This is a genomic window from Serratia sp. PAMC26656 (genome assembly GCF_016469055.2).
Classification (GTDB): domain Bacteria; phylum Pseudomonadota; class Gammaproteobacteria; order Enterobacterales; family Enterobacteriaceae; genus Serratia; species Serratia plymuthica.
Map to the genome: position 1 here is coordinate 361,163 of NZ_CP150486.1, position 24,484 is coordinate 385,646.

16 protein-coding genes and 7 pseudogenes are annotated in these 24,484 nt (G+C 45.5%); 8 read left to right on the forward strand and 15 right to left on the reverse strand.

Translation table 11 applies throughout. From position 1 onward, the window contains the following. Positions 1–24: 24 nt before the first annotated feature. The 3 genes from nanT to nanR form a co-directional block, all read right to left on the reverse strand. Positions 25–1,515, reverse strand: coding sequence for a sialic acid transporter NanT (gene nanT / locus JEM67_RS02250; RefSeq protein WP_199638464.1), 1,491 nt, complete (start codon positions 1,513–1,515; stop codon positions 25–27). Positions 1,516–1,620: 105 nt separating this feature from the next. Next, entirely contained in the window at positions 1,621–2,514 is an 894-nt protein-coding gene (gene nanA / locus JEM67_RS02255; protein WP_199638462.1) for an N-acetylneuraminate lyase, read from the reverse strand. A 122-nt stretch (positions 2,515–2,636) separates the two neighbouring features. Further along, a complete protein-coding gene (gene nanR / locus JEM67_RS02260; RefSeq protein ID WP_199638460.1) occupies positions 2,637–3,428 on the reverse strand; it encodes a transcriptional regulator NanR in 792 nt (263 codons plus the stop codon). A gap of 475 nt (positions 3,429–3,903) precedes the next feature. On the opposite strand from nanR, the pseudogene repE reads away from it, so the two are divergent. The 3 genes and pseudogenes from repE to JEM67_RS02275 form a co-directional block, all read left to right on the forward strand. Further along, positions 3,904–4,541: pseudogene (repE, locus tag JEM67_RS02265) on the forward strand (replication initiation protein RepE); the annotation flags it as partial. A 574-nt stretch (positions 4,542–5,115) separates the two neighbouring features. Further along, positions 5,116–5,520, forward strand: coding sequence for a DUF2251 domain-containing protein (locus tag JEM67_RS02270; RefSeq protein WP_199638458.1), 405 nt, complete (start codon positions 5,116–5,118; stop codon positions 5,518–5,520). A 623-nt stretch (positions 5,521–6,143) separates the two neighbouring features. After that, a complete protein-coding gene (locus tag JEM67_RS02275) occupies positions 6,144–7,052 on the forward strand; it encodes a proline dehydrogenase family protein (protein WP_199638456.1) in 909 nt (302 codons plus the stop codon). Positions 7,053–7,531: 479 nt separating this feature from the next. On the opposite strand, the gene JEM67_RS02280 is transcribed toward JEM67_RS02275, so the two are convergent. Then, positions 7,532–7,969 carry an RrF2 family transcriptional regulator gene (locus JEM67_RS02280; RefSeq protein ID WP_426406344.1) on the reverse strand — a complete coding sequence of 146 codons (438 nt, stop codon included), beginning with the start codon at positions 7,967–7,969 and terminating at the stop codon, positions 7,532–7,534. A 77-nt stretch (positions 7,970–8,046) separates the two neighbouring features. Between JEM67_RS02280 and JEM67_RS02285 the strand changes: the two genes are divergently transcribed. Further along, a complete protein-coding gene (locus JEM67_RS02285) occupies positions 8,047–9,024 on the forward strand; it encodes an alpha/beta fold hydrolase (protein ID WP_426406345.1) in 978 nt (325 codons plus the stop codon). Between the two features lie 145 nt (positions 9,025–9,169). On the opposite strand, the gene JEM67_RS02290 is transcribed toward JEM67_RS02285, so the two are convergent. The 7 genes and pseudogenes from JEM67_RS02290 to JEM67_RS02320 form a co-directional block, all read right to left on the reverse strand. Beyond that, complete coding sequence (locus JEM67_RS02290) at positions 9,170–9,451, reverse strand: lipid II-degrading bacteriocin (protein WP_199635579.1); 282 nt, start codon at positions 9,449–9,451, stop codon at positions 9,170–9,172. After that, positions 9,451–10,293, reverse strand: a complete 843-nt coding sequence (locus JEM67_RS02295) for an endo alpha-1,4 polygalactosaminidase (protein ID WP_199635580.1) — start codon at positions 10,291–10,293, stop codon at positions 9,451–9,453. Before JEM67_RS02295 ends, JEM67_RS02290 begins: the two co-directional genes overlap by 1 nt. Before the next feature lie 467 nt (positions 10,294–10,760). Further along, a pseudogene (locus tag JEM67_RS02300) lies at positions 10,761–11,024 on the reverse strand (integrase core domain-containing protein); the annotation flags it as partial. A gap of 1 nt (position 11,025) precedes the next feature. Beyond that, positions 11,026–11,720, reverse strand: a pseudogene (locus JEM67_RS02305) (transposase); the annotation flags it as partial. Positions 11,721–12,067: 347 nt separating this feature from the next. Then, entirely contained in the window at positions 12,068–13,483 is a 1,416-nt protein-coding gene (locus tag JEM67_RS02310; RefSeq protein WP_199635581.1) for a PTS transporter subunit EIIC, read from the reverse strand. Beyond that, positions 13,473–15,131 (reverse strand): glycoside hydrolase family 13 protein, encoded by a 1,659-nt coding sequence (locus JEM67_RS02315; protein WP_199635582.1) that lies wholly within the window; start codon positions 15,129–15,131, stop codon positions 13,473–13,475. The genes JEM67_RS02310 and JEM67_RS02315 overlap by 11 nt, the downstream gene beginning before the upstream one ends. 54 nt (positions 15,132–15,185) lie before the next feature. Then, positions 15,186–15,368: a hypothetical protein gene (locus JEM67_RS02320; RefSeq protein ID WP_199635583.1), complete on the reverse strand. Its 183-nt coding sequence runs from the start codon at positions 15,366–15,368 to the stop codon at positions 15,186–15,188. Between the two features lie 555 nt (positions 15,369–15,923). On the opposite strand from JEM67_RS02320, the gene JEM67_RS02325 reads away from it, so the two are divergent. After that, on the forward strand, positions 15,924–16,847 hold the full coding sequence (locus JEM67_RS02325; RefSeq protein WP_233527634.1) for a LysR family transcriptional regulator: 924 nt from the start codon (positions 15,924–15,926) through the stop codon (positions 16,845–16,847). Positions 16,848–17,131: 284 nt separating this feature from the next. On the opposite strand, the pseudogene JEM67_RS02330 reads toward JEM67_RS02325, so the two are convergent. Further along, positions 17,132–17,721, reverse strand: a pseudogene (locus JEM67_RS02330) (DMT family transporter); the annotation flags it as partial. A 239-nt stretch (positions 17,722–17,960) separates the two neighbouring features. Between JEM67_RS02330 and JEM67_RS02335 the strand changes: the two are divergent. Further along, a pseudogene (locus JEM67_RS02335) lies at positions 17,961–18,295 on the forward strand (transporter substrate-binding domain-containing protein); the annotation flags it as partial. Here JEM67_RS02335 and JEM67_RS02340 read toward each other — a convergent pair. Further along, positions 18,280–18,728 (reverse strand): annotated as a pseudogene (locus JEM67_RS02340) (IS66 family transposase). The pseudogenes JEM67_RS02335 and JEM67_RS02340 sit on opposite strands and share 16 nt — an antisense overlap. A 59-nt stretch (positions 18,729–18,787) precedes the next feature. On the opposite strand from JEM67_RS02340, the pseudogene JEM67_RS02345 reads away from it, so the two are divergent. Then, positions 18,788–18,976: pseudogene (locus JEM67_RS02345) on the forward strand (integrase core domain-containing protein); the annotation flags it as partial. 421 nt (positions 18,977–19,397) lie between these two features. Here the strand turns inward: JEM67_RS02345 and JEM67_RS02350 are convergent. Together JEM67_RS02350 and JEM67_RS02355 are read right to left on the reverse strand one after the other, a co-directional pair. Beyond that, the gene (locus tag JEM67_RS02350) at positions 19,398–20,762 is read right to left on the reverse strand and encodes a lyase family protein (protein ID WP_199635585.1); all 1,365 of its coding nucleotides are present in this window, start codon (positions 20,760–20,762) and stop codon (positions 19,398–19,400) included. A gap of 40 nt (positions 20,763–20,802) precedes the next feature. After that, positions 20,803–22,359 carry a PTS transporter subunit EIIC gene (locus JEM67_RS02355; protein WP_199635586.1) on the reverse strand — a complete coding sequence of 519 codons (1,557 nt, stop codon included), beginning with the start codon at positions 22,357–22,359 and terminating at the stop codon, positions 20,803–20,805. Between the two features lie 252 nt (positions 22,360–22,611). On the opposite strand from JEM67_RS02355, the gene JEM67_RS02360 reads away from it, so the two are divergent. After that, positions 22,612–24,183, forward strand: coding sequence for a helix-turn-helix domain-containing protein (locus JEM67_RS02360; RefSeq protein ID WP_199635587.1), 1,572 nt, complete (start codon positions 22,612–22,614; stop codon positions 24,181–24,183). Positions 24,184–24,484 lie beyond the last annotated feature (301 nt).

The window sequence follows — 24,484 nt, forward strand, 5'->3', positions numbered from 1 at the left end:
CCCGGTACAGGACCGGGCACAGGATTAATTTTTGGTTTTGACTAAATCGTTTTTGGTACTGCCAAACGGTACGGCACCGCTGAATGGTTTGCCGTCGATAGCGTCATGAGTACGCAACGCTTCTGGGCGCAGCCAACGCTGAACGCGGGAAGGCATATCCAGACCAATCAGCAGGATCACTACAAACGTTAGACTGAACGAGAGCGATGCCAGCGCAGTACCCAGATCCAGACGTTGAGCAATCAGCGCGCCAATGATCGGTGCCAGTGCGCCACCCAATGCACCAACGTTGTAGGTAAAGCCCAGCCCCGCCGCACGTTGATCAGTATCGAAATAGCCGCCGATCAGTTTCGGTAAGATCCCAGCGATCCCTTGTCCAAGCATTTGCTGGAAGAAAAGTAACAGCCCGAGTACCCAGACGTTTGCGCCGCCAACTGCAAATACCGGAATAATCAGCAATTGTGAAGCTAACAGGCTACAAACGTAGGCTTTGCGCGTTCCCAGCCAGTCACCGAGGAAGCCACCTACGCAGCAGCCAACCGCCGCACCAAAACCGCTAAAGAAAAGCACATTGGCGACAGTATGCGGGTCATATGCCAGATCGGTTTTCAGATAAGTCGGCAGCAGTGCCTGAATCGGCCATGAGTAGAGGAAGGCAAATAACACAACCACCATCAACATCACGCCTGTTGGCCAGCGTTTGCCCGTGCTCTGTACCATAAAGCTGATAAAAATTGCGGCACATACCAGCCCGAGAACAGCGACGATTGCGGCATTTTGCAGGTTACCAGCAAAGCAGAACCACAGTGCAGTGGCCGCCGCCAGCGTCATCACGATATTGGCGATACGATATTCACCACGGTAGAGAATATCCACCATTGTGCGTACCGGCGCTTTCCCCTCGTGTTTCTCTTTCCAGTCTTCCGCTTCCGGGATATTTTTTCGCAGCCAGAGAGCAAAGATGATGGGTAATATGCCGATAAAGAACAGCGCACGCCAGCCCCAAACCGGAACCACCAGGCTGTAGACCTGAGCGGCAACGACGGCCCCCACAGAGAAGCCGGAAATCAGAAATCCACTGGCTTTGTTACGCAGGTGTTTTGGCCAACTTTCAATCACATAAGTGGCACTGGAGCCATATTCACCCGCCATCCCTATGCCAATCACCAGACGAGCGATAAACATAGTGATGTAGCCTGACGCGAAGCCGCAGGCCAGCGTACCAGCAGAGAAAAGCACGATGCTGGTGACCATTGCCAGACGACGCCCGTAACGGTCGCCCATAGCACCAAGCATCAAGCCGCCGAACCAGCGAGAGATGAAAGCTGCGGAGATCAGGCTTGCCGCCTGCACCGTTGTTAGTCCGAATTCACCTTGTACTTCGGTGAGTACCAAGGCGATTAAAACGAAATCAAAACCATCAAGTAGATATCCCAACCAAGCGGCGGAAAATGCCCGCCATTGTGCGCGGTTGAGTTGGCGATACCACGGGATATTCTGGGTTGTAGTACTCATTATCAGTCTCCCACGGTGGCGATGCCACACGCTTTGGTACGAAAATTGTAGGGTACAGATGCTTTTATTTCCCCTCACCCGGTAGGGGCGAGCGAGGGGAAAAACTCACCCGCGCTCTTGTATTAACTGCTGGGCCAACGCCTTCAGCTCTGGCAGATATTTTTCATCCACCAGACCAAACGGTTTACGGCACAGCGGCACAGACACCACATCCATATAGTGCAGAACGGTTTTCAGGCCGCGGAACACTCCCGTTTTAATCAGTAAATCGATAACTTTATTACATTCGGTTTGCAGCTTCTGCGCGGTCTGAATATCACCTTCTTTCAGCGCCTTCACGATACCCTGATAACGCCAGCCCATGATGTTGTAGGTACTACCGATACCGCCATCAGCGCCCGACAGCAGACCGGAGGCGAAGATTTCGTCATAACCGTTATAGAGCACCAGATCTGGATGTTCGCGGCGAATCTGTTCCATCTGATAGAGATCGCCAGAGGTCTGTTTCAGTGCACCTACGCCTGGTAGCGTAACCAGCGTGTTGATCTGATCCAAGGTTAGTTTTACACCGCTCAGGGCCGGAATGTTGTACACCACCATCGGCAAACCATCCGCCGAATCAATAATTGTCCGGTAGTGATCGCAGTGCTCTTCAAAGCTGAAAGGATAGTAAAACGGCGTGACGGCGGAGACGGCATCGAAGCCATAACGTTTGGCAGATGCCGCAAGCTGTTGGCTTTCGGCGGTGCTGACGCACCCTACGTGGGCGATGAGTTTAATCTTGCCTTTCGCCTCTTCGGCGACGATTTCCAGCACCTGTTCACGCTCGGAAAGGCTCTGCACAAAGGCTTCACCGGTCGAACCACCTACATATAAACCATCGATACCCTGCTGAATATTGAACTGAACCAGACGGCGCAGACTCGCTTTATCCAGTGCTTGTTGTTGGTCAAAAGGAGTTAGGAGTGCGGCCATTACGCCACATAAATTCGTTGCCATAAATACCTCTGAAGTGATGCTTGCCTGATAAGTTGATATACCTTTATACCTGTTATACCAGATCAATTAATCAACACTCCACACAGAAAGCTTATAATGCGATCTGCTTCACTAAAGTTGCATTATTTCTTTTTGTTGGTGGTCTGACCGAAGGCGTGCCAAGTGGCAGAAACGCCGTTGAGATGGGATTGCAACGCGCGATCGGCTTCATCTGGAGCGTGGCGGCGGATCGCGTCAACGATCGCAATATGCTGCTGATAGCTAACGTTGTTATGTTCATGAAGCGCCTGATCGGCTACCGTCGGACGCGCGGCGATAAGCCAGTCGAGCAGGGCGACATGGATCGCCATAAAGATCGGGTTGCCGGGGATCTCCGCCAGCATGCGGTGGAAATCAACGTCAGAACGAATGAACGCAGCGCTGTTATCCAGCGACTGACGGTTAATTTCTAATGCTTTTGCCAGCAAATCGATTTGTTCATCGGTGGCGTGTTCAGCCGCATAGCGCACTAAGCTGGACTCAAAGAACAGGCGTAACTGTTCGAAATGGGCTATCCCGCCAGGATGAGTAAGGAAGTCTTTCGCCATGCCGGAAAGTTCGCCGATGATGGTGTCCGCAGAAGGACGCGAGACGCGAGCGCGTTCGCCGTTATTAATTTGTACCAGACCTTTACGTTTTAACGCTGCCAGAGCTTCACGCACAGAAGGACGCCCGACGTTAAAAAACGCCATGAGTTCGCGTTCAGAGGGCAGCTGTTCACCTTCGCCAAATTCGCTGCGGCGGATCATCTGCTCCAGCTCTTCCTCCACCATTTCGGAAAGTTTTTTGCGTGCTAGCGGACGACTACGCAAATTACGGCCGATAGCTGGTGAAGAATCTTCGGTTTGCGAATCAAATGCGTTCATAAGGCCCATTATGTAAGGTCAGTGTGATTAACATCATCCGTGACATCCTATCACAGGATTCAAAGCAGGGGAAAACGGAGGGGTTTCTCTTTGTATCTCATCATTATCATAATTAACCATGGCTAAAAATTAATGCAACGCAGATAAAAATATCCCAAATGAATTATTCATAAGAGTATTGACAGCTATTATGAATAGCTTTGTTGAATAAATCGAAATTTTGCTGAGTTGAAGGATCAGATCACGCATCCTTTGACAACGTAGGCTAGTCCCGTGGCAAAGCAGAAGTTCAGGATCACTATAACCGTCGCTCGATAGCAGAAACGGCGATGTACAGGGTAAAATAGTTGTCCGGTGGTTTACTGACGCTGCGTGATTACGATAGTCATGTTGCAGAGGCTATGGTGCGTGTGCTGACACCTGTGCGACGATTTGAGGGGCAAATTTCAGGATGTCGGAAACAGCTTTTACGGGCACGTATCCGAAGCGGATGCTCTATTTGTTTGTCGACCAGATCCGTAAACACGATACCTTCAATAACATCGAGCAACACAACGGCATATGTGAAATATCGGTATCGGATTACGCAAAAATCTACGGTCTAACGTCTGCAGAGGCGAGCAAAGATATTCGTAACGCCCTGAAAAACTTTGTGGGCAAAGAGGTTGTTTTCTACCGCCCCGAGGATGACTTAGGTGATGAGAAGGCCAACGACTCTTACCCTTGGTTCATTAAAGGCTCTCAAAGCCCAGCCAGAGGCCTCTATAGCGTCCATTTGAACCCATAGCTCATCCCTTTTTTCATTGGACTTCAAAATCGTTTTACTCAATTTCGTCTTGGCGAAACAAAAGAGATCACAAGCCCTTACGCCATGCGCCTCTATGAATCGTTGTGCCAATATCGACGAGCTGATGGTACCGGCACCGCTATCCTGGGCATTGACTGGATGATTGAACGCTACCAACTGCCGCAAAGCTATACTCGTATGCCTGATTTTCGCCGCAGATTCTTGAACCCTATTGTAGAGGAAATCAATGCAAGAACGTCAATGATCATTGATTATATTGAAAAAAATCAGGTAGAGCGACTACACATATCGTCTTCTCTTTCGTAGAAATGTGACAAATAACCCTCAACAAGGCTGTTCACCCGTGACAATGAACCCTCATATCCTGCCAGAACCGTGACAAACTGCCCTCTAAAATGGCTCTGGGTTGTATAAAGCGTGACAAATAGCCCTCAAACATTCCTTGAACCTCCAGAACCTGCGCGTATCTTTATCTGGAGAGTGCGTATCGTCACAGTTCCCCGCTTTCACCCTATGATTCGAGGGTTAGTTGTCACAGTTATCGATCTGCCTCATAAGCGGGATACTTACAACAGTGCTTCGCAGGTTTGCCGAGTACAAGCGCTTCATAAAAATCTTGAATCTGCCTGAAAAGCTGGAATAACGGTGTTTATTTGTAGTTATGGTGTAATAGTTAGGCCCTGTAACCTCTTTTGTGACTAGCAGCCTGACGCATCACTATGTAAGTAAAGTCCGCTGTGTGCCAGAAGCAGACCTTTCTAAAGCAATTGTGTGTCAACAAAGTGGGTGCAGGTCACGGGCTTAGTTCATCGCAGGGATGTTATGGTAAATTGCTTGTCAGTTTGAAAGCAGCCTAACCAAACAACCAGGGAAAGGAGAGTAATCGGTATGACGGTTTTAGTGACGATACAGGCTCAGCTCATTGCTGGAGAAGCGCAGGTGATAAAAAGCCTGGCTCCTGAGGGTATGCTGGCCGCCGTATTTGAAGACGACGGCCAGACCGGGTATTTCTACGCGCTCGATGAGTCCGTTGAAGGAAACCCGATTCAGGATGCAGTGTATATCTACAATGTCGAGGATATTTCAGACGGCCACATTCCTTCTGACGTTAAAATCGGTTGGTCAGAAGACAGTCAGAAGTGCGTGCTCCTTATTAACGGATATCCGCATGGAGCGTTCGATTTCGTGGGGAAAAATGGTTACTGCAGAAGCGGATTTCCTCCTCCGATAAACAAGGTATGGTCTGTGTCCGGCCATGAGTGGAGCGATTCGGTGGATGACTTTTTCCGGTGAGTTACGGTGGGCTTAACGCCTGCCGTTATTATCTATCCATATTGATAATGTCACTCTGAAGGGGGCGGGCGATTTCCTGAACTTTCAGGAGATAAACTATGTATTCAGAATGTCCGCTTCTCGCTCACAACGGACCTTTCCTAACCCTGAGGTTCGTTGTGTGCCAAGAGCGGAAGTTGCTACTGGCAAAAGTTAATGGACTAACACTGGTATCGTGATCAAAAGAGGGTGCCATACTAACGTATACAACATTATTGAATGTTGTATGCTCAATAGCGCATCATGGGCTTACGTTCTTTTCTGGCTATACCTTTTAAATCTTTGTATTATTTAAAAGATTTATTCTACTCAGTAGTCTTGGGTGCGCAACATCATGCGAATAGGCGATTTTTCGCCTAAAAATTTTCATCAATGACCAAGAGAAGAGTCGATGCACCTTGCAGCCTGGCCTCCACTAATTAACTGAACGTCTGCGGCGAAAGTTACCGTTATGTTTTCTTCTATACGGTAGTAAAGCTGCTCTTTTTGGCTCAAATTTGTGCCAACAGATTGCTTAGCCCTCGAATATCCAATGCTGATGCTTGGATGGGGAGATCTGCCCGTTCTTAATTTTGGATACCTGTATGCAACTTTTTAACACCTTGGTGGCACGTGCAATACCTTTCATTCCTCGTGCACTGATCCAGAAAATCTCTCGCCGTTATATCGCAGGGGACACTCTGTCAGAAGCACTTGTCCTCGTAAAACAGCTTAATGCTAAAGGCTTTTCCGTAACGCTCGACGTATTAGGTGAAACCGTTTCAACTCTTGAACAGGCAGAAGCTACTGCTGATGGCTACATCAAGTTGCTCGACGCCATCCAAACTCACGAATTGCGGGCCAATATATCGATTAAACCTTCTGCATTGGGGCTACTGCTTGATGTCCAGCAGTGCGAGCAACTCGCTGTACGTATTCTTGAATGCGCGCAACTTCATCAGAATTCTATTTGCATTGATATGGAAGATGTACAGTGTACACAGCACGAAATCGAGTTATTCATGCGCTTGCAAACACGATTCGATAACGTGGGCTTGGCACTGCAAGCCTACTTGCAGAGGACCTATCAGGACATTGAGTTACTTGTTAGAGAGCACAGTACCTTGCGTATCTGTAAAGGTATCTATGTAGAGAAGCCGTCGCATCTTGTGGCCAATGCATGGGACGATCGCAGCGCTATTAACGAACACTATCTAAACCATGTTATGAGCTGTTTCAATGCCGGCAGTTTTGTTGGCATTGCTACACACGATGCCAATCTGATCGAAGAGATTATCGCATTGATCCATCGCAATAAAGTTGACTACATCAAGTTTGAATTCCAGATGTTGCTAGGCGTATGCGAGCCGCTGCGTGACAGATTACTTGAAATGGGATTCAACGTGCGCATCTATGTGCCCTTTGGCGAGGATTGGTATGGCTACAGCACGCGCAGGCTCAAAGAGAATCCCAGTATTGCGGGTCATATAGCGAAAGCATTGCTTGGTTTCTGAGGCTAATTGAATAAGGAAGGAAGAGACGTTAATTTAGAATCTCTTCCTTAATGAATCCGTTAATGCTGACGGTGGCGACACCAGAGCTTCAAACAGGTCAACGCTGTAGTGCAAAATAATCTCTAAGAAGATAGGCAGGGAGAGGGCGCATGGTCATCTATTATTTGGAACCGTTAAATACATACCGTGCTATAGAGCTTTAGTCCGACCTGAACGTTCGTCCGCGCTAGACGTCAACGATATTGTCTCGCGTCCAGCGCGCTTTATCTTCAAGCTTGCGACCATTGTCGATAATCCGAAACTTCCCGAGGGGCAGCTTCCCCTGGTGACCCCACGCGCGCCCGTCCGTCATCAAGATAGACTATCACTGGTCGTAAACCTTCCGCAGTGAATCTACCTGAATTGCCGGTGGCGGGCAGCAACGCCAGATCATTCCCTATTTCACGTTGCACTATTGAGTACAATTCACAGGTTTTTTTCTATTTATGCGATAAGTCCCCAGGGAGTAAAGAAATCATCTGCGCAAGCTCGGATAGTGTATGCCCTTCTAATCGAGCCAACAGGACTTGCTCTGAATCGTGCATAGCCTGGACGATAAATCTATTCACAAGGCTTTCCACCGGGCATTGAGGATTGTCATCGGCCGGAGCAATGGTAAAGACCGCGCCGTGAGGGATCGCGTCATACACATCCTTTGCGGTCGTGGCGCTCAAATCTCGCGTGAGTGACCATCCCCCATTACGCCCCCCTTTTGAAGTGACAAGACAAGCGTCATGCAGAGCGGCCATAATCCGACGTACAACTACCGCATTGGTGTGTAACATCTTGGCGAGGTTTTCGGACGTTGTGGTCCCTCCACGCAAATACATGTGGATTAACACATGAAGTAAACGGGCAAGGCGGGTGTCGTATGCCATAATAAACTCAAATTTTTGTGTAACAGTAATAGTTACGATAACAGACTTTCATCCAAAAATTTGAGTGAGGATTATTGATGAGCGATTATAACCAGCGCTATGTGGAGGCCAATGGGCTCCAGATTCAAATCACCGAGGCGGGCGAAGGCCCCTTGGTGATCCTTTGCCATGGTTTTCCTGAGACAGCCTATGCCTGGCGGCATCAATTGTCTGCACTTGCCGAAGCAGGTTTTCGAGCGGTAGCGCCCGATTTACGAGGTTACGGCAACAGCGATAGTCCAGCCAACGTAGCTGATTTCACTACTTTAGATATCGTGAGTGACCTCGTTGCCCTTGTCGATGCCGAAGGGGTGAGTGAAGCGGTGATCGTGGGAGGGGATTGGGGCGCAACGATCGCCTGGCAAGCCGCGCAGGTGCGGCCCGATCGATTCCGCGCAGTGGTTGCGCTTGGTGTACCAATGATGGGACGTGCGCCGGTTGCACCGAGTCAGATATTCCCGCAAACCGCGACGGCAAGCTTCTACACTCATTATTTCAGTCAGCCAAACGTAGCCGAACAAGAGTTTGATAGGGACACCGCTTCAACCCTTAGGAAAATCTACTTTGCAGCATCCGGAGATGCTGGGCCTCGATCTGATCCAAACACCCCTAATCCATTTGGAATGGTAGATCGAGGACAGGGGCTACTCGACTCGCTTCCAGATCCTGAGGTACTCCCATCTTGGCTTAAACAAGCCGATCTGGACATTTTCGTGGGGAGCTTTCGGAAGAGCGGCTTTCGAGGGGGTCTCAACTACTACCGGAATTTGGATCGGAATTGGGTGCTACAGGGCGCTTTCGTAGGAAAGCGAGTCGAGGTACCAGCACTCTTCCTCATAGGTGAGCGAGATACGGGTCTTGCTATCCCTGGTATGGACCAAATCATTAAGGCGATGCCCGAGCTGGTGCCTCAATTGCGTTCCGCTGAGGTAATTCCAGGAGCAGGACACTGGTTGCAACAGGAGGCCCCCAGAGAAGTCAACAAAGCGCTTGTCCACTTCTTACGCACCCTTTAAGGTGAAAGTCGCATGCGACGAGAACATGCATTTCCCCCTGAAGACAAAGGAGGAACGCTCTGGTATGTGCCTCAAAAAGGCCATTCGGACCGGGGAGTGCAGACATAGACCTTAGCCACTTTGGACTGACCCCTCCGTTGATATACTATTGGCCTGTGAAGTGAACGTGAAGTTCACCGTTAATGTTGATCATATATGGTGTGCCGTTAAACGATTCTTGCAGGAAACGGCCAACGGTAGTCAAGCCCTCTGCCACCCAGTCACGATGTGTGCTCTTGTTGAAGTCATAGGTGTCAGAGAAACCACGAACAACGCCGGTGTACTCCCAGGAGCCAGAGGCGTTGCGGACAAACCACTTCCATTTTGGATGTAAGTTTAGTGTCCTGATTATTCGACCACCACATTCAGTGCTGTTTGTCAGTGGCATTAGCCACAGCTATAACGAAAGCTGTCATCCAATTCCAGTGGTAGCACCAGGGTGTGTAGCTGGTTTTTATTCGCTGCCTTACAGAGGGCCTCACGGGCGCTGGGATCTGTGATGTACTCCTCGTTGTATTCCGCGTTAAACACCGGTTTATTTTTACGGGTAAATACGCTGTAGCCTGCGCATTCACTTTGCTCGTGACACTCTTCATTGACCGCCATATCAAACCACGGCTCCAACTCAGCCAACTGATCAACATCATTTTTTAGCGCGATAGCCAGATTGCGTTTATGTGCCTCTTTAGCCAGGAAAATATTGTAATCTTTCTGATCACTGGCGGTCAGTTCAAAGCCGGTATCATTCACGTAGCCATCGACGTTATCTGGTTCGACTGCATCGCAGCCTTTTTTTACAGCCAGATCCAGCCGGGCCGTCATGATATTTTTTACATTTTCAGAACGAATATCCAGCCAGCGTTCACCTTCCCATTGGCCGCCATTACCATTATCTCCTTTGCTTAAAGGTTTACCTTTTTCGTCGTTCCTAAACAGCTTGTAATCTGAACGCCAGTCTTCGGAAGAGCCAGCCGAAAAATAACAAATCCGTTTTTTCTCCTGATTTTTCAGACTATCCATCGTGTCAGCTGAAAAATTAAACAAATCAATATCATAAGCAGTAACATCATAGTCGGTATTAATTTTTTCGCCGCGTAGTTGCCATTGCCATGTAGCATTAACGTCCGGGGTCCATCTCTCCGCCGCCTGCACGGCGATGGGGTTGATGAATCCCAGCACCAAGGCACAAAATGCGGCTTTGCCGAGTGAAATTTGAGCTGTTCTGCTCATCTGATTCTCTCCAGTAAGTGAGGTCATGAAAAGGGGAATGTGATTGACTAAAAAACGTAACCGATCCCAACGCCAGCATAATGAAACTTAGGCTGTGTCCCGTCACCGTTTTTTGTACCGCTCAGCATTGGCACAACTGTGAAAAAACGTTTTTAAGCGATACAAAACACCCAAAAATACTCAGCATTCAACCAAACATTACATTTTGGGAAGGGCTCATACAGTACTTTTTGGTAGGTAGGGAGGTTACGGGACACGCCCTAGGGGCATCAGTGGGGTAGCGTTCAAAGCGTTGGCGGCTGTGTTTATTCCGCGGCATCGCTATCACCGAGCAGGGTTGTATTGACTGATTTTTCACAACGATAGGGCATCCCAGATGACTTGCAGCATAATAGCGACAGGCTTATGGAATTATTGGATAGTATAAATCACTCAATAAAAGGTAAGGTACTGTAAGCACACCTGTTTTAGTTCCACGCACTTTTTGAGGTTTTCGGTTTTTCTGTCATCTGCCGGTACTCTTCCGGTGTCAGATTATTCAGGGATTCATGAGGCCGCTCGCTGTTATATTCCATCAACCAGCGCTCCGTGACTTCCCGGGCTTCATTCAGGGTTCTGAACAAATAAAAATCCAGTATTTCTGTCCGGTACGTCCGGTTAAAGCGTTCGATAAATGCATTCTGCGTCGGCTTTCCCGGTTTGATAAATTCAAGCAACACACCATGTTCCTCATGTGATGTCGCCTGCCCACTTCTGATTCGGGCCGCTGGCGCTGAAGTTCTGCTTCAGTAGATTCTCAGACACCGGCAGGCCGTGTTCACGGTAGCTGACCGGGCTGAACTTCCGGCTGGCTTTTGCCCGCAGTCCCTGACGGCGCAGGCTGGCGGCAATGGTTTTGATGTTGTATCCCGGCAGTTCGTCAGCAAGACGAGGCGCACCATAGTGTTGTTTTGCCTTAGTGAAGGCCTTGACGACGGCCTCATCGCAGATGAGACGGAACTGCTGACGTGAGCCTGGCTGATGGCGACGCAGACGCCAGGCATACCAGCCGCTGCGGGCAACCCGAAGCACGCGACACATGGCTTTGACGCTGAACTCAGCCCGATGTTTTGCGATAAAGACATACTTCATTTCAGGCGCTTCGCGAAGTATGTCGCGGACTTTTGGAGAATGGCGAGTTCCTCAGCCTGCTCCGCTAGTTGCCGCTTGAGGCGTGCATTTTCAGCAGCCAGTTCACTTCCACGTTCCGACGAGGTCATTTTTTGATGTTGTTTGCTGCGCCAGGCATAAAGCTGAGATTCATAGAGACTAAGTTCACAGGCTGCGGCAGCCACACCAATACGCTCAGCAAGCTTCAGGGTTTCATTGCGAAGTTCAGGTGAGTGCTGCTTACGTGGTTTTTTGCTGGTTAATGCTGATTTTGTCATGAGTCACCTCTTACTGAGAGTTTACTCACTTAATCGCGTGTCCACTATTCGCGGGTAGGATTATTATAGGTCGAGGTTGCGGGAAGTGGGACGTATGCAAGAGCGGAAGTGACATTCAGAATTTACTCTGCTCTATCATCATTATCGCAGCCAGGTAATCAGCAATTTCTCGGATCCAGTTGTGCCATTTTTCCAGCAACAACGCGCGTTATGTATTTTTTGGCATCTTTGCACTATTAGATCAGGCCGGAATTTCCCGGCCCTTAGAGGCGGATTGCCGTGGTGCTGAAAAATTTATCAGGGTGTACGTACTCAAGCCGTCGTTAAACGTGATATTTCTTCGATTATTAATCGAACCTTTTATACTTCCCGACTACAAAGCACAAAACAAATGAAGATATAAGAGAAATGGTCGTTGCGATAAAGAAAAATGTCATGTCAACGGGTTTGATTGATAAAAATCCAATATAACCGGCTGGGCCTGGGGCAATATTGATTATATGCTTGTGTATAGAGTATGCGCATCCTAGTGCAGATCCTATCATAGCACAGAGAAAAGGAAATCTCAGTTTCAAGTTAACACCAAACATCGCAGGTTCTGTGATCCCCAGGAAGGCGGACACACCAGATGATAATGCCATACCTTTAAGTTTTTTATCATCAGTCAAGAGCATTACACTTAACGCAGCGCCACCATGGGCAACATTATTACAAGCCGCCAGAGCAAGTAATAAAGATCCACCGGAGGCTATCATTTGTATGTCAATGGGTAAAAGACTGTGATGCAAGCCTGTCATATTAATTAGTGACAGAACGAATCCATATAACGCACCACCAAAAGCACCAGAAAACTCAAATAACCAAATAAGTCCGTGAGCTAGGCTGTCACCCACCGAACGCAGAGCACCGCCGACCACAAAGAAAACAAGAAAAGAGGTTATGAAAACAGATAACAAGGGTGTAAGAATGCTATCGAGTATCTCTGGAACCAATTTTCTTATCTGAGTTTCCAAGAAAGCTAGAATCCACGATGCAGCAAGAACGGGGAAAATTGTTCCCTGATACCCTACTTTATCAATATGAAATGATAATATATTCCAAACAGGGATGTTATGGTTGAGTAATGCTTCGCCATATGAGTAAGCATTCAATAATGCCGGATGAACCATAATCATTCCAACAACAGCACCAAGATATGCATTTCCACCAAATGAAGCTGTGGCAGAAAACCCTATTAATATGGGCAAAAAAATGTAAGCAGCACTTGAAAATGTACTTATCATATCAGCAAGCCCTGATATTGAAGGGTAATGCTGCACAAGTGATTCATTTTGATAAAAAATACCCTGCGCTGTGAGAATGTTGTTGATGCCTAACAATAATCCAGCAGCCACCAGAGCAGGGATAATTGGAACAAAAACATCTGATATCGACTTAATCAGACGTTGTAGAATATTCAGTTTTTGCAATGATGCCTTTTTTACATCACCTGTAGTACTCGGAGATTTTCCAGTAAATTTTATAAACTCCTTATAAACTTGATTTACAGTGCCAGTTCCGATAATTATCTGATATTGGCCGGCATTGCTGAATTGCCCTTTAATTAATGGAAGTTCAGTAATTTCAGAGGTTTTGACTATAGATTCATCTTTTAACACCAAACGCAACCGTGTTGCGCAGTGAGATGCATCAATAATATTCTCAGCGCCGCCTAGCAAGGCTACTAATGTCTGAGCTGTTTTGTTGACATCTTTATTTGACATTACCCTCTCCATTTAACTTGATTTTCAATACTAATGCTTCATAAGGTTGTAATTCAAGATTGGAAAGATTGTAATACCTATCCGGATAGTTACTTAAAAGACACTCACAAAAAACAATATCGTCGCGGCGAATATTAATTTCAGTTTTAATATTATGGAAATTACAAATAATTAATAGCGCATCAAGACCATGTCTCCTATAGTAAGCATAGATGTCAGGATGGTTATCACTTACAAGTTCATAGTCACCGATAACAAAAAGGTGCTCTGTTTTTCTTAATTCAACAAGTTTTTTATAATGATAGAATACAGAGTTCTTATCTTCTAGAGCAAGGTGAACATTAATGAAATGGTAATTTCTATTAACATTCATCCAGGGGGTTCCTGTCGTAAATCCACTATTCAAAGAATTATCCCATTGCATGGGAGTTCTTGCGTTGTCCCGTGCTTTTAAATACAATGCCTTTTCTAACTCTTTTTCGTCACAACCAGAGGACAATCGTTCACGAATAATCCATTTGGTTTCAATGTCAATGTAATCATCGCGAGTTTTTGGTAAGAAGTTGGTCATGCCAATTTCTTCGCCTTGATATATAAAAGGGGTGCCTTTCATACCATGCAAAAGAGTAGCGAGCATTTTAGCACTTTCCACCCGATATACCGTATCGTTTCCCCAGCGAGAGACTATACGGGGTAGATCATGGTTATTCCAGAACAAACTGTTCCATCCATTGCCATTCATGGCGCGTTGCCACTTACTCATCGTGTTTTTGAGATCATTCAACTCAAGCTCCTTTAAATCCCAGCGACTTTTACCTGGGATTTTATCGAGTTGGATATGCTCAAACTGAAAAATCATATCTAGTTCTTTCCGCTCCGGAGCACAAAAAAGATGCGCATTATTGACTGTTGCACCCCATGTCTCACCTACAGTTACTACTTTTTTCCCCTCGAGTACACAATTATGCATCTCCTGTAAATACTCATGAAGTCTTGGGCCATTTTCTTTAATTTTATGGTCGGGGCGTTTCCCTATTAGATCAATAACATCCAATCTGAACCCTTCAACCCCCTTACCTATCCAGTAATTCATCAAGGCCCATATTTCACTTCTCAATTCTGGGTTTTCCCAGTTTAAGTCAGGTTGCTCTTTACTGTAAAAATGGAGATAATACTGCCCCGTTGTTTCATCAAGTTCCCACGCTGAGCCACCAAAATTAGAACGAAGGTCATTAGGTTCAGAGTTATTAACCGGATCCCTCCAAATATAATAATCTCGATATTTATTGCATTTAGACTTTTTAGCCTCTTTAAACCAGTAGTGTTGATCTGAAGTATGGTTTATAACAATGTCGAGCATAATGCCGATTTCTCGGTCCCTCGCTTTAGAAATCAGTTCTTCAAAATCACTCATATTACCGAAAACTGGTGATATGGCATAATAATCACTAATATCGTAACCGTTATCTACAAATGGGGATTCGTTAATAGGACTTATCCAGATGATATCCGCACCCAAAAGTTTTACATAATCAAGCTGGGTAATTATCCCTCGAATATCACCAATGCCATCTGCATCAGAGTCACAAAAACTTCTTGGATAGATCTGATAGATAACACTTTTAGACCACCAGTTTTGATATTTCATCTTTAACACCTTATTAATTAAAACTAAGTTTCCATTTGAATGCCAAAATTAAACTCACCTCCAGCAGCCCCCCCCAGTACCACCGACAAGCGTCAAATAAGGTCCCATTTGCGTAGCTGAACCGTCTTTACCTGTAATAATACCTGAGCGAGCATATCCGCCGAATTTAAATTCACCAGAATCGCTTTTTACTTTTAAAGCAACTTTATCTTTATCTTGATTCTGTTTTTCTATCACACTATTTATTTCTTGACTTACATTACTTTTTTCTTCCGCAAGTTAAGCCTTCGTTTCTGCCTACTCTGCTATTTTTTCAGCTCGTTCAGCTCTTGCATTCGATTTTCTTAGACTATCTTCTAATTGATCTAATCTTTTGACAATAGACTGTAGAGTTGGACCTGCACACAATGCGTTGTCCAGACATGACGGTTGAAAAGATTAATATCGCAAATCTTGTTTTTTTATCATCATTTTCTCTATTGATATTTCACTGGAAATTATTATGCCGTTGGCGATAGAGGTTAGTTACACATCTAAAGCGAATATCTATTTATAATAAACAACTATAATCATAAGGATTTTAATTAAAATAACCAAAAATCCTTTTTAGTTACAGGGATATAATATATTCGTAAAAGTTATGTCACCAACTCATTCCATTAGGCATTCAGCACTTAGACCAGAGCTCAACTTGCGCTTTTATGTACATTACTTCATGACAGATATTGATTGAAATTGTTTTTTTTGTGTATGATATAGGTTAAACCTATAGCTTGGGCAAAAGTTGTGACAATGGATAAAATTCTGGAGCAGTTCATTGAAGTGGCTAATCTTAAAAATGTGAGCCACGCTGCAAAAAAATTACATCTGAGTCAGCCTACATTGACCCAGAACATTAAGAAACTAGAAGCGAAGTTAGGTGTCTCACTTTTCGAGCGCACTTCTACTGGAGTGGTTACAACGGAGTATGGTGAACTGCTACTTGAGCAGGCACAGATGATGCAACGAATTTACGCGAATACATTGTTAAAAATAAAAAATTTTAAAGAAAGGCAACAGCATAACCTAAGAATAGGAACAGGTCATGCTTGGTGGCACCTATTCGTTCTCGACTGTTTTAACACCTATCGCTCGCTTCATCCATTAGTGAATATTCACATCGATTTTGGGAATCACCTTCGTCTCATTGACCTTCTGTTAACCGGTGATATCGATTTATTCATTGGACATGAAATTCATGGGCTTACCCCAGGAATTGGCATCCATTTCGTTCCTTTTTTTTCCGTTTCCGACGCTATGTTTGCGCGTAATGGGCATCCATTGCATGGAAAAGAAGTCACTCCTGAGGCGTTGCTTGATTACCCTTATCTTAAATTAACTCCTGATGAGAAACGGTACAGGCACATGATCGGTGAAGGACAGAGGCCTAGGTTGAACAAAAACCTTCTTCATATGACGGAACAGGTGGTTTGGTCTTCTAATTCATTAACATCAATTGTCGATATGCTAAACAACTCAGATGCGGTACTTCAGGCATATCCTGCCTGTATGCGTGGATACTTCGCAGATCATGATATTATCCAATTGAAAAGCTTAAATAAAGGTGAGCTTAATATCGTAGGTATGTATTGTCTTCGCGAAAGGTTTTATACGCCGCAGGTAGCGGAAATTCTGACATTAATGCAAGATCACCTGAAGTATACCACCATTGGTTAATGCGGAGCTTCATAGCGACTATGGCTACCGCAGAAGAATGGCATTGAACGGTAATCCTCCCATTTTTAACGGTGGTGATAAGTAGGCTCAGGTTACGCGCTGAATGTGTTGCATTGGCGTGAAGCCATTCAGTGTCATATTAGGTCTCTCAGGGTTATAGAACCACTGTAACTGTGTGGCATATTCCTGCAACTCACTCAGCTGGACTTACCCCACACCTTACTTTACAGATTTGATAATTACAGTTCTGCCTATACGTCTCTCACTCAATAAGGCGAAAACCCCGGCTGCTTCCAGCCAAAGAAAATCGTTGCCAGGCCAATCAGCATGGTCATAAGTGAGAAGTAGAAAACGATCGCGCCCGGTCTTTCGATGCCATTAAAAAACGGATTTGAACCGAAGATACCGCCGTACACATAGCCGCCAGCAGCGCCAGAATCACGCCCAGCGCCCCGAAACCTGCATAAAACCGCCCGAGAGCAGCGAATTGCTGTCTGTCAGATGCGCCCACAGCATGACGATAATGCCGATGAAACCGATGCCCATCGCCAGCCAGCGGGCGGCGTGGACGTTTTCCCCCAGTAAAATGGCATCCGCCAGCGAGATATAAACTAACGCCAGATAGTTGAAATACATTCCATCAGGGCCGGAAAAGCCGAGAATTAAATGGCCGAATATATTATTCGTTTTAATTTGGGGGGGCAGGGCCCCACAATTTGAGCCAGATCAGCAGCGGGAATAAGGTAACGAAAGAGCGAAAGAATATCACTTCTCCGGTAGGTGTATTTCCGCACAGCCCTTTCACGCAAGCCAGCATTAATGTGGCACACAAGGCTGATAATATTTTTAGCGAAATACCCATTATGGCGTTCATTATTAACCTTCGTTTCTGGTGAGTAGCGGGATGAACCTGTCCGCTATTCTGGCAGCTCCTCCTTTTTCCCGGTCATACAAAAAGCGTATCGCCATACAGGGTTTAATTCTTATACAACGCCAGAGTGAGTTTATATAGTCGGGCTGACTCATAAAGAAACCGCAACCAGTTTTGCTCACAGTGAGTCAGGGGAAGTTGTCGTCAAACACTGCTAATTAAAAAATCCCGGAAAATGGATGATGAAACTGAAGTTACTGTCTTGCTCCTTGCTGGCGTTGCCACTGATGGCGGCCTTGTCTTCTGCGAAAGCTGATGTTCTTTCTGATATTCAGGCACGCGGGTCACTCAATTGTGCAGTGTATTCCGATGTGCCGCCGTTCTCGTCGCCGGATCCGAAAACGCGCCAGCTGGCGGGGATGGACGTCGATTTATGCAGGGCGTTAGCCAAACAGATGGGCGCAAAACTCTATCTGATGCCGACGTTGCGGTGATCGCCACTGGCCGCGCCGACGTGCTGATTGCTAATCTGGCGTATACCAAAACACGCGGCCAACAGATTCAGTTCAGCGAACCGAAGAACAGGAAGTTTTTGCCCCCCAGGCTTACCATCCGCAGTGCATTATCGGTGAGGTTATTGTCCTCTTCCGCGCCTAGCCGTCTTCCGCATAGTATGTCAGTACCAACCATTGGTTGAGGGCATAGGCGAACGCCTTTGCCAGCTCCAATTGGCGCGACAGCATCTTCATTTTTCTGGGGCCAACCTTCCAGTTCGTTCTGGAGCGGTTCTGCTCTCAGTTGGCGTTGGGCAAGCCGATGTTCTGCCGGCAACCCGGGCAGCTTTGCTTGTATGGCATACAACTGTTCACGGCCTCCCCTGTGATTGCCGAGGGTGTGCGGACATGGACGTAATGGATTTTACGCCGAGCATGGGCCCAGCAAGCGGCTTCCTTTATGTATCCAACGCGGTACAACTTGCTGAACCCGGCGTCAGCATCAGCCTGTAGCACACCGCTGAAGCAGGCCAGGTGCGTCTGAGGATGGATACCCTTTCTTTCCGGTGAGTAAACGGACGTACCGGACAGAGATACCGGATTTTTATCTGTTCAGGACGCTGAATGAAGCACGGGAGATCACAATGCGCTGGCTGACGGAATAGAACAGCGAGCGACCTCATGGATCCCTGAATAACCTGACGCCAGAAGAGTACCGTCTGATGGCTGAAAAACCGGAACTCTCAAAAAGCATCTGGAACTAAAACGGATGCGCTTACAGTTTCTGGGGGAGACTTGTTGATTTTTATAGAGACAGATGCCATTCGACGTGTATGTAGATATAGTGATTAGATATCATTTTCACTATTTTGTTATTTTAGTTCAAGGTAACTTGATGTGTTTTTGGCAAGACATAAAAGCACCCCGGGCGCATTTTATTTTAAGGTGTCAGTCACGGTTAATTTTAGTTGAATGTTATTCATAAATTGGCGATCATGAAATTACAGTTTATATATTACGTACATATATGATTGCAGTGATGGGTTGAAAGGGTTAAGTCACTCATGAGATTAGATGAACTTAATGGTAATAAAAACGCCCTAATCATGGTCGATGAGTAGGGCGTTGGGTCTTGTTAGCAGTAACGGTAGCACGACGATTTCATCGCTCTACCCATTATCGCTATTATTTTCTGATCAGTTTCGCTGCTGCTTGTTTTGCTTTCTGCGCCATTTCTCGCGCAATATCTATGGCTTGCCCGGTATAATTCTCAGGCTTCACCATAGTTTCCAGCTCGTCGGCAGAGAAAAATGTCGCTAACTGGGTATCTTCCTGTAGGCATTTAAGGAAGCTTTTGTTATGCAGGGTTGAATTCATCGCCAGCGCATACATTTTCGTATGTGCTTGATCCTTACCAATGACCAGCGCTAAATTCATCATCACCAGCCCGCTGTTGTCCAACCCCTGTTTTATCTCAGTATTGGCTCGCATCTTTTCCTGATTAACCTGCAGACAGCGTGTTAGCTCCTCGGTTCGCAAAATGATCTCTGTCATCAGTTCCAGGGATTCATGCAGGCAGCTCTCCAGCAACATATACGAAGAGCTATCGCCTTCATATGGACGGCAACACGATGACAGCATCACGGCGGGAAGAGAATAGAGTTTTTGGGCGTTAGCGATAATCCCCTTCGCCAGTTTCGGATTGATTTTATGCGGCAGGCTACTGCTGCCTACAGTGCCTTCGGCAAATCCTTCGAGCACTTCTCCGATCTCTTCGAGAGAGGTAGAGTACATTTCTTCGGCCATTTTATGGCACACGCTGGCCAACAGGCACAATGCCATAACATATTCCACTTTATGCGTGCCGATATTGCGTGATGGAACAGCCATTTCGGTCATTTCAAGCCGTGTGGCAACACGGGTTTGCACCTGACGACCGAGCTGCCCGCTAGCATTGAAAGCACCAACAGGCCCTCCCATCATCACACTGAAAACGCGCGGTTCAGCCTCTTGCAAACGGGAAACCGTCATCAGGAGTTCGTCAATCCATACTGAGGCTTTGAAACCATAGGTAATGGGTTCGGCATGACGTCCATGTGTGCGGCCAGGCATCACTGTTTGGCTATGTTGCTCTGCCAATTGAGCCAGATTTGCCAGTATCTCCCCGACCATCAATAAAAAACGGGCATTCACTTTTTTGGTAACCAGCAGTTGTGCCGTTTGCTGAATATTTTGTGTTGTCACGCCAATATGAACATATTTTCCGCTGTCATCGGGGCAGGCTTTAACCAATTGTTTCAGGAACGGCACAAATCCGTGGCCGATTTTATCCCGAAGTTTTACGACCTCATCAAGATCGATTTGATCCAGTTTACAGGCCGCCGCTATCTGATCCGCCGCCTGTTGCGGGATAACACCCAGCTCGGCCTGTGCCAGTGCGAGCGCCGCTTCTACATCCAGCCATGACTGAAATTTAACTCTTTCTGTCAATAACTCACGAATACCACGATCGTCTATTGATTTGGTTTTTGAATCATACAATGCACTCATGACTAACCTCTAGATAGTATTAATTTTGGGTAAGATGGCGTCACTTACTACTCATTTTATCCACAATGGCATTCTTGACAAACTCGACATGAGGTCCAAATACAACGTGTATATGATTATTTTTAGGCAAGAATACGCCAGAGCAACCTGAGTCTTTCAGTCGTTCATGATCCACTAACTCCTGGTTGTATAAGTCAATACGTAATCTGGTAATACAGTTATCTGCATTCTTTATATTATCTTTGCCACCCAGCCCTTCGATAACCAACGCCGCAATCTCTGCATAGCGTTTATCTTTAAGTAATGTGTTGCGTCTTACTTCTTCTTCACGGCCAACAGTCTTGATGTTGAATTTAACAATGGCGAAGCGGAATACGACATAAAATACGACAAAGTTAACGGCACCCAGTAATACCAGTTGAATCCAATTGGTATTATCATATAACAGGCCAAAAATACCGAAGTCGAAAATTGTCCCGCGAATGTAGCCCATTGACACTTGCAGGAATGCAAGCGGTAACGTCATTAGCCCACAAAGAATGGTATAAACCAGGAACAGACCCGGAGCGATAAACAGGAATGAGAATTCCATAGGTTCGGTAACATTACCGAGGAAAGCGGTTAACACTATAGTCAGCAAAATACCTTTGACGGCTGGGCGGTTGACTTTGTACGCCGCGTGATACATTGCCAAACCTATGGCAGGGATGCGGAACATAGCATTCAGCATCTCGGCGGGTGCCAAGTACGAGGAAAGTTTAGGCATCAGCGACCAGCTTGGATCCTGTGGTCCCAGATCAAAAAGGATTTTGTTGGTGGCATTCAGGATACCGGTATATTTTTGACCATCAATGACATAAGTGCCACCAGCCTCGGTAAAGCGCACCAACGAATCCAGAACATGGTGAAGACCGAATGGAATTAACGCTCTGTTCAGGAACCAATAAACCCCTACGCCAAATTTATCATTCATGACAACAAACGAAATGCTGGTCAGGAAACTGGTGATGCCATTCCATACAAAGGGAATGGTCAGCCCGATCGGGATCATGCACAGGAAAGTAATGATGGGCACTGACTTCTTGCCACTAAAAAAGGCGAAGGCCAATGGCAGTTCCAGTTTATAGAATTTGTCAGTGACTTTGGCCGCAACCAGCCCTGAAATGATCCCTCCCATCGCTTCCAGTTGCACCGTTTGGATACCGAGCACTAACCCCTGGCCGACCTCCGATAAATGAGTCTTCGCTAATGAACCGTCAAGCTTAAGCCAAACATTCATCACGATAACCAACGTCAGGAAGGCAAGTACCGAGGCAAAGACGGCAATGCCTTTCTCGTGCTTAGCCACGCCATAAGCCACTCCCATTGCAAACATCAGCGGGATGTTGTTAAAGAGCACGGCGGTGATATCTTTCAGGCTTTGTATCGTAAGTTGCACACCCTCATAGCCGAGAAACGGCACCTTACTGATGATATAACTTTGGGTGAGAGCGCTGCATATTCCCATAATCATGCCAATAGGCGCTAAAACCGCGATGGGCAGCAGGAGAGAACGCCCAAAGAGCTGTATCCCGTCCTTTATATTTTCTATTTTCATAATAACCTTTGTTAAACGTAAATGTAGGTGGACAAAGACAAAGTATTACCTCTCAAGTCTACGTGAGAGGAGAAGGGCATCAAGGTCACTTTGTGAGACTGAAAAAAATCAACATGTACCCTTAAAAATCAATCTGCCGTGTAATTTATGGGCAAGTGTTTTATAAATGCTTGTTACATCACAGATTGAAAGCTCGGGTATTGACAAGGCTATTATCATGCATTAGATGATTTAGATGATAAGGTGTTTTTAGTGGAGGTTGCTATCAGTATTAACAGTTTTGATATCAATTTTTTAAGCTATATGCAGGAAAACGCCGAACTGCGCTTCAATGATGCCGTTAACGTTTTTCCTGAAAAGAGTATTGTTGGCTTAAAAAGAAGTCAGTCGAGAATTAATTATTATTTACCTGATAATAAAAATATCGTCTGCGCTGGCGATGCCTTTCATTGCAAAATAAATTACAAAGAATACTCTGATTTTATTAATGCTATTACTTTAAATAAATATCTTTCTTCAGAAAATGAGCGGATTACCTTAATTTTGTTCTATTGTTTTCTGTATGGAACCGTCAATACCTCGAAACTCTACAAGGATATTGGCGTCAGCCTAAGTACCAAAAAGAAAGACATTAAAGTTTTGGTCGATTATTTATGTCAATTTGAACTACATGTAGAAATCATTAACCGCAAAGGGGTCCGGATCAGAGGGAATGAGTTGGCATTTCGCATCCTGATAATGAAGATCATTGCATCCATATGTGAGTTGAATCAGTTGAACCAGTTTATGCCGCGCATAGCCAATAATCCCTATGAAAGGTTGATGTACCAGGGGTTGAGTCGGGATGAGGTGGTTCAGGCTGTCCTGTATCGGGATTCCTTCAATGAGATTTTAAATCGGTATCAGTTAGATCTTTCCTATCCAGGAAAGAAATTTCTACTCATTTACCTGATGATCTTGGAGAAAAGACTTAGCGTCGACAATATGCAATTAAGCTTGCCCGGGATGAAAATTGAACTTCCCTTGCAGCCGGTCTTTGTTAACCCAGTTGAAAACGTTTTCGTTAACCATTTTATCAATTCTCTTGACCATAATTATTATAAATTAATTTATATCGATATTATGCTGTACCGGGCAACCACGCAGTTTGTTCAGAGCGTGCAGGAGAAAATGATTACGGGTATTAGCCATCATCGGGAATTGTACGACGAGATATATATTTATATTCAAAAATGTATTATCAGAAAAACCTATTTATATGATGTGCCTGACGTTAACTTACCCAAGGCCCGGAAGCATTACCCCGGCCTGTTTTCCTACGTTGAAGATGCGATCATCCGAACGGAAGAATTTTATACTGTTCAGTTTGATAAGAATCAAATTGCCACTTTATGTTTGATTTTAAAAAAATTTATCATGAACAGCAAGATGGTGGGACGTAACAGAAAGAGTATTGCCATCGTCACGACCTCAAGCATAGAGAAGGTGAAGTTCTTCGTGGCGAATCTGAGATGTTATGTCGATGTCGGGGATTGTTTCAACATAAATTTTAATGAAATTTATAAACTGGAAGATTTGGAACACTTCCTGACCATCGTATTTTCAAACCGTATCAGCCTGCTATTGCAGGACAAGGGTATTCCACACCTTAAGATAAATTATTATCTTCAGCCTAAAGATATAGATAAGCTGATAACTGCGGGGTTATCCAGCAATATTAATAGAAAAATCAACGCGGATGAATTTTCTAACGCTATACGCCATGTCCCCCCGGATGTTCTTGTATTATATTTGAAAGAAAAATATGGTGATCATTTTGCATGACGATAATTACCAATTTTCAATGGATACTGAGTTGAGGCATTGCCGGTATCCATTGCTTATATGTTACTAGAACCATCAGTAAACGTTATGCGACTCACAAGACTACTGAGAATGTAATAAGTACTGAGTTGAGAGTAAGCTAGCGTGTAATAGAGTGGTAAACTCGATCGAAATTCGTTGTGAACATATTAGCATGACGCTGCCCCCTTAAAACTTGTTATAACGGTAACTGACCATTGCAGGTAATTCTCTAATCAATAACAACTGAATGGCCTGAAGCCATCCATGAGTGTATTTACCT

What these genes read in the sequence shown, in the direction of transcription:
- nanT (WP_199638464.1), bottom strand. Translation starts at nt 1,515, where the DNA reads ATGAGTACTACAACCCAGAATATCCCGTGGTATCGCCAACTCAACCGC.
- nanA (WP_199638462.1), bottom strand. Translation starts at nt 2,514, where the DNA reads ATGGCAACGAATTTATGTGGCGTAATGGCCGCACTCCTAACTCCTTTT.
- nanR (WP_199638460.1), bottom strand. Translation starts at nt 3,428, where the DNA reads ATGGGCCTTATGAACGCATTTGATTCGCAAACCGAAGATTCTTCACCA.
- JEM67_RS02270 (WP_199638458.1), top strand. Translation starts at nt 5,116, where the DNA reads ATGACGGTTTTAGTGACGATACAGGCTCAGCTCATTGCTGGAGAAGCG.
- JEM67_RS02275 (WP_199638456.1), top strand. Translation starts at nt 6,144, where the DNA reads ATGCAACTTTTTAACACCTTGGTGGCACGTGCAATACCTTTCATTCCT.
- JEM67_RS02280 (WP_426406344.1), bottom strand. Translation starts at nt 7,969, where the DNA reads ATGGCATACGACACCCGCCTTGCCCGTTTACTTCATGTGTTAATCCAC.
- JEM67_RS02285 (WP_426406345.1), top strand. Translation starts at nt 8,047, where the DNA reads ATGAGCGATTATAACCAGCGCTATGTGGAGGCCAATGGGCTCCAGATT.
- JEM67_RS02290 (WP_199635579.1), bottom strand. Translation starts at nt 9,451, where the DNA reads ATGCCACTGACAAACAGCACTGAATGTGGTGGTCGAATAATCAGGACA.
- JEM67_RS02295 (WP_199635580.1), bottom strand. Translation starts at nt 10,293, where the DNA reads ATGAGCAGAACAGCTCAAATTTCACTCGGCAAAGCCGCATTTTGTGCC.
- JEM67_RS02310 (WP_199635581.1), bottom strand. Translation starts at nt 13,483, where the DNA reads ATGTCAAATAAAGATGTCAACAAAACAGCTCAGACATTAGTAGCCTTG.
- JEM67_RS02315 (WP_199635582.1), bottom strand. Translation starts at nt 15,131, where the DNA reads ATGAAATATCAAAACTGGTGGTCTAAAAGTGTTATCTATCAGATCTAT.
- JEM67_RS02325 (WP_233527634.1), top strand. Translation starts at nt 15,924, where the DNA reads ATGGATAAAATTCTGGAGCAGTTCATTGAAGTGGCTAATCTTAAAAAT.
- JEM67_RS02350 (WP_199635585.1), bottom strand. Translation starts at nt 20,762, where the DNA reads ATGAGTGCATTGTATGATTCAAAAACCAAATCAATAGACGATCGTGGT.
- JEM67_RS02355 (WP_199635586.1), bottom strand. Translation starts at nt 22,359, where the DNA reads ATGAAAATAGAAAATATAAAGGACGGGATACAGCTCTTTGGGCGTTCT.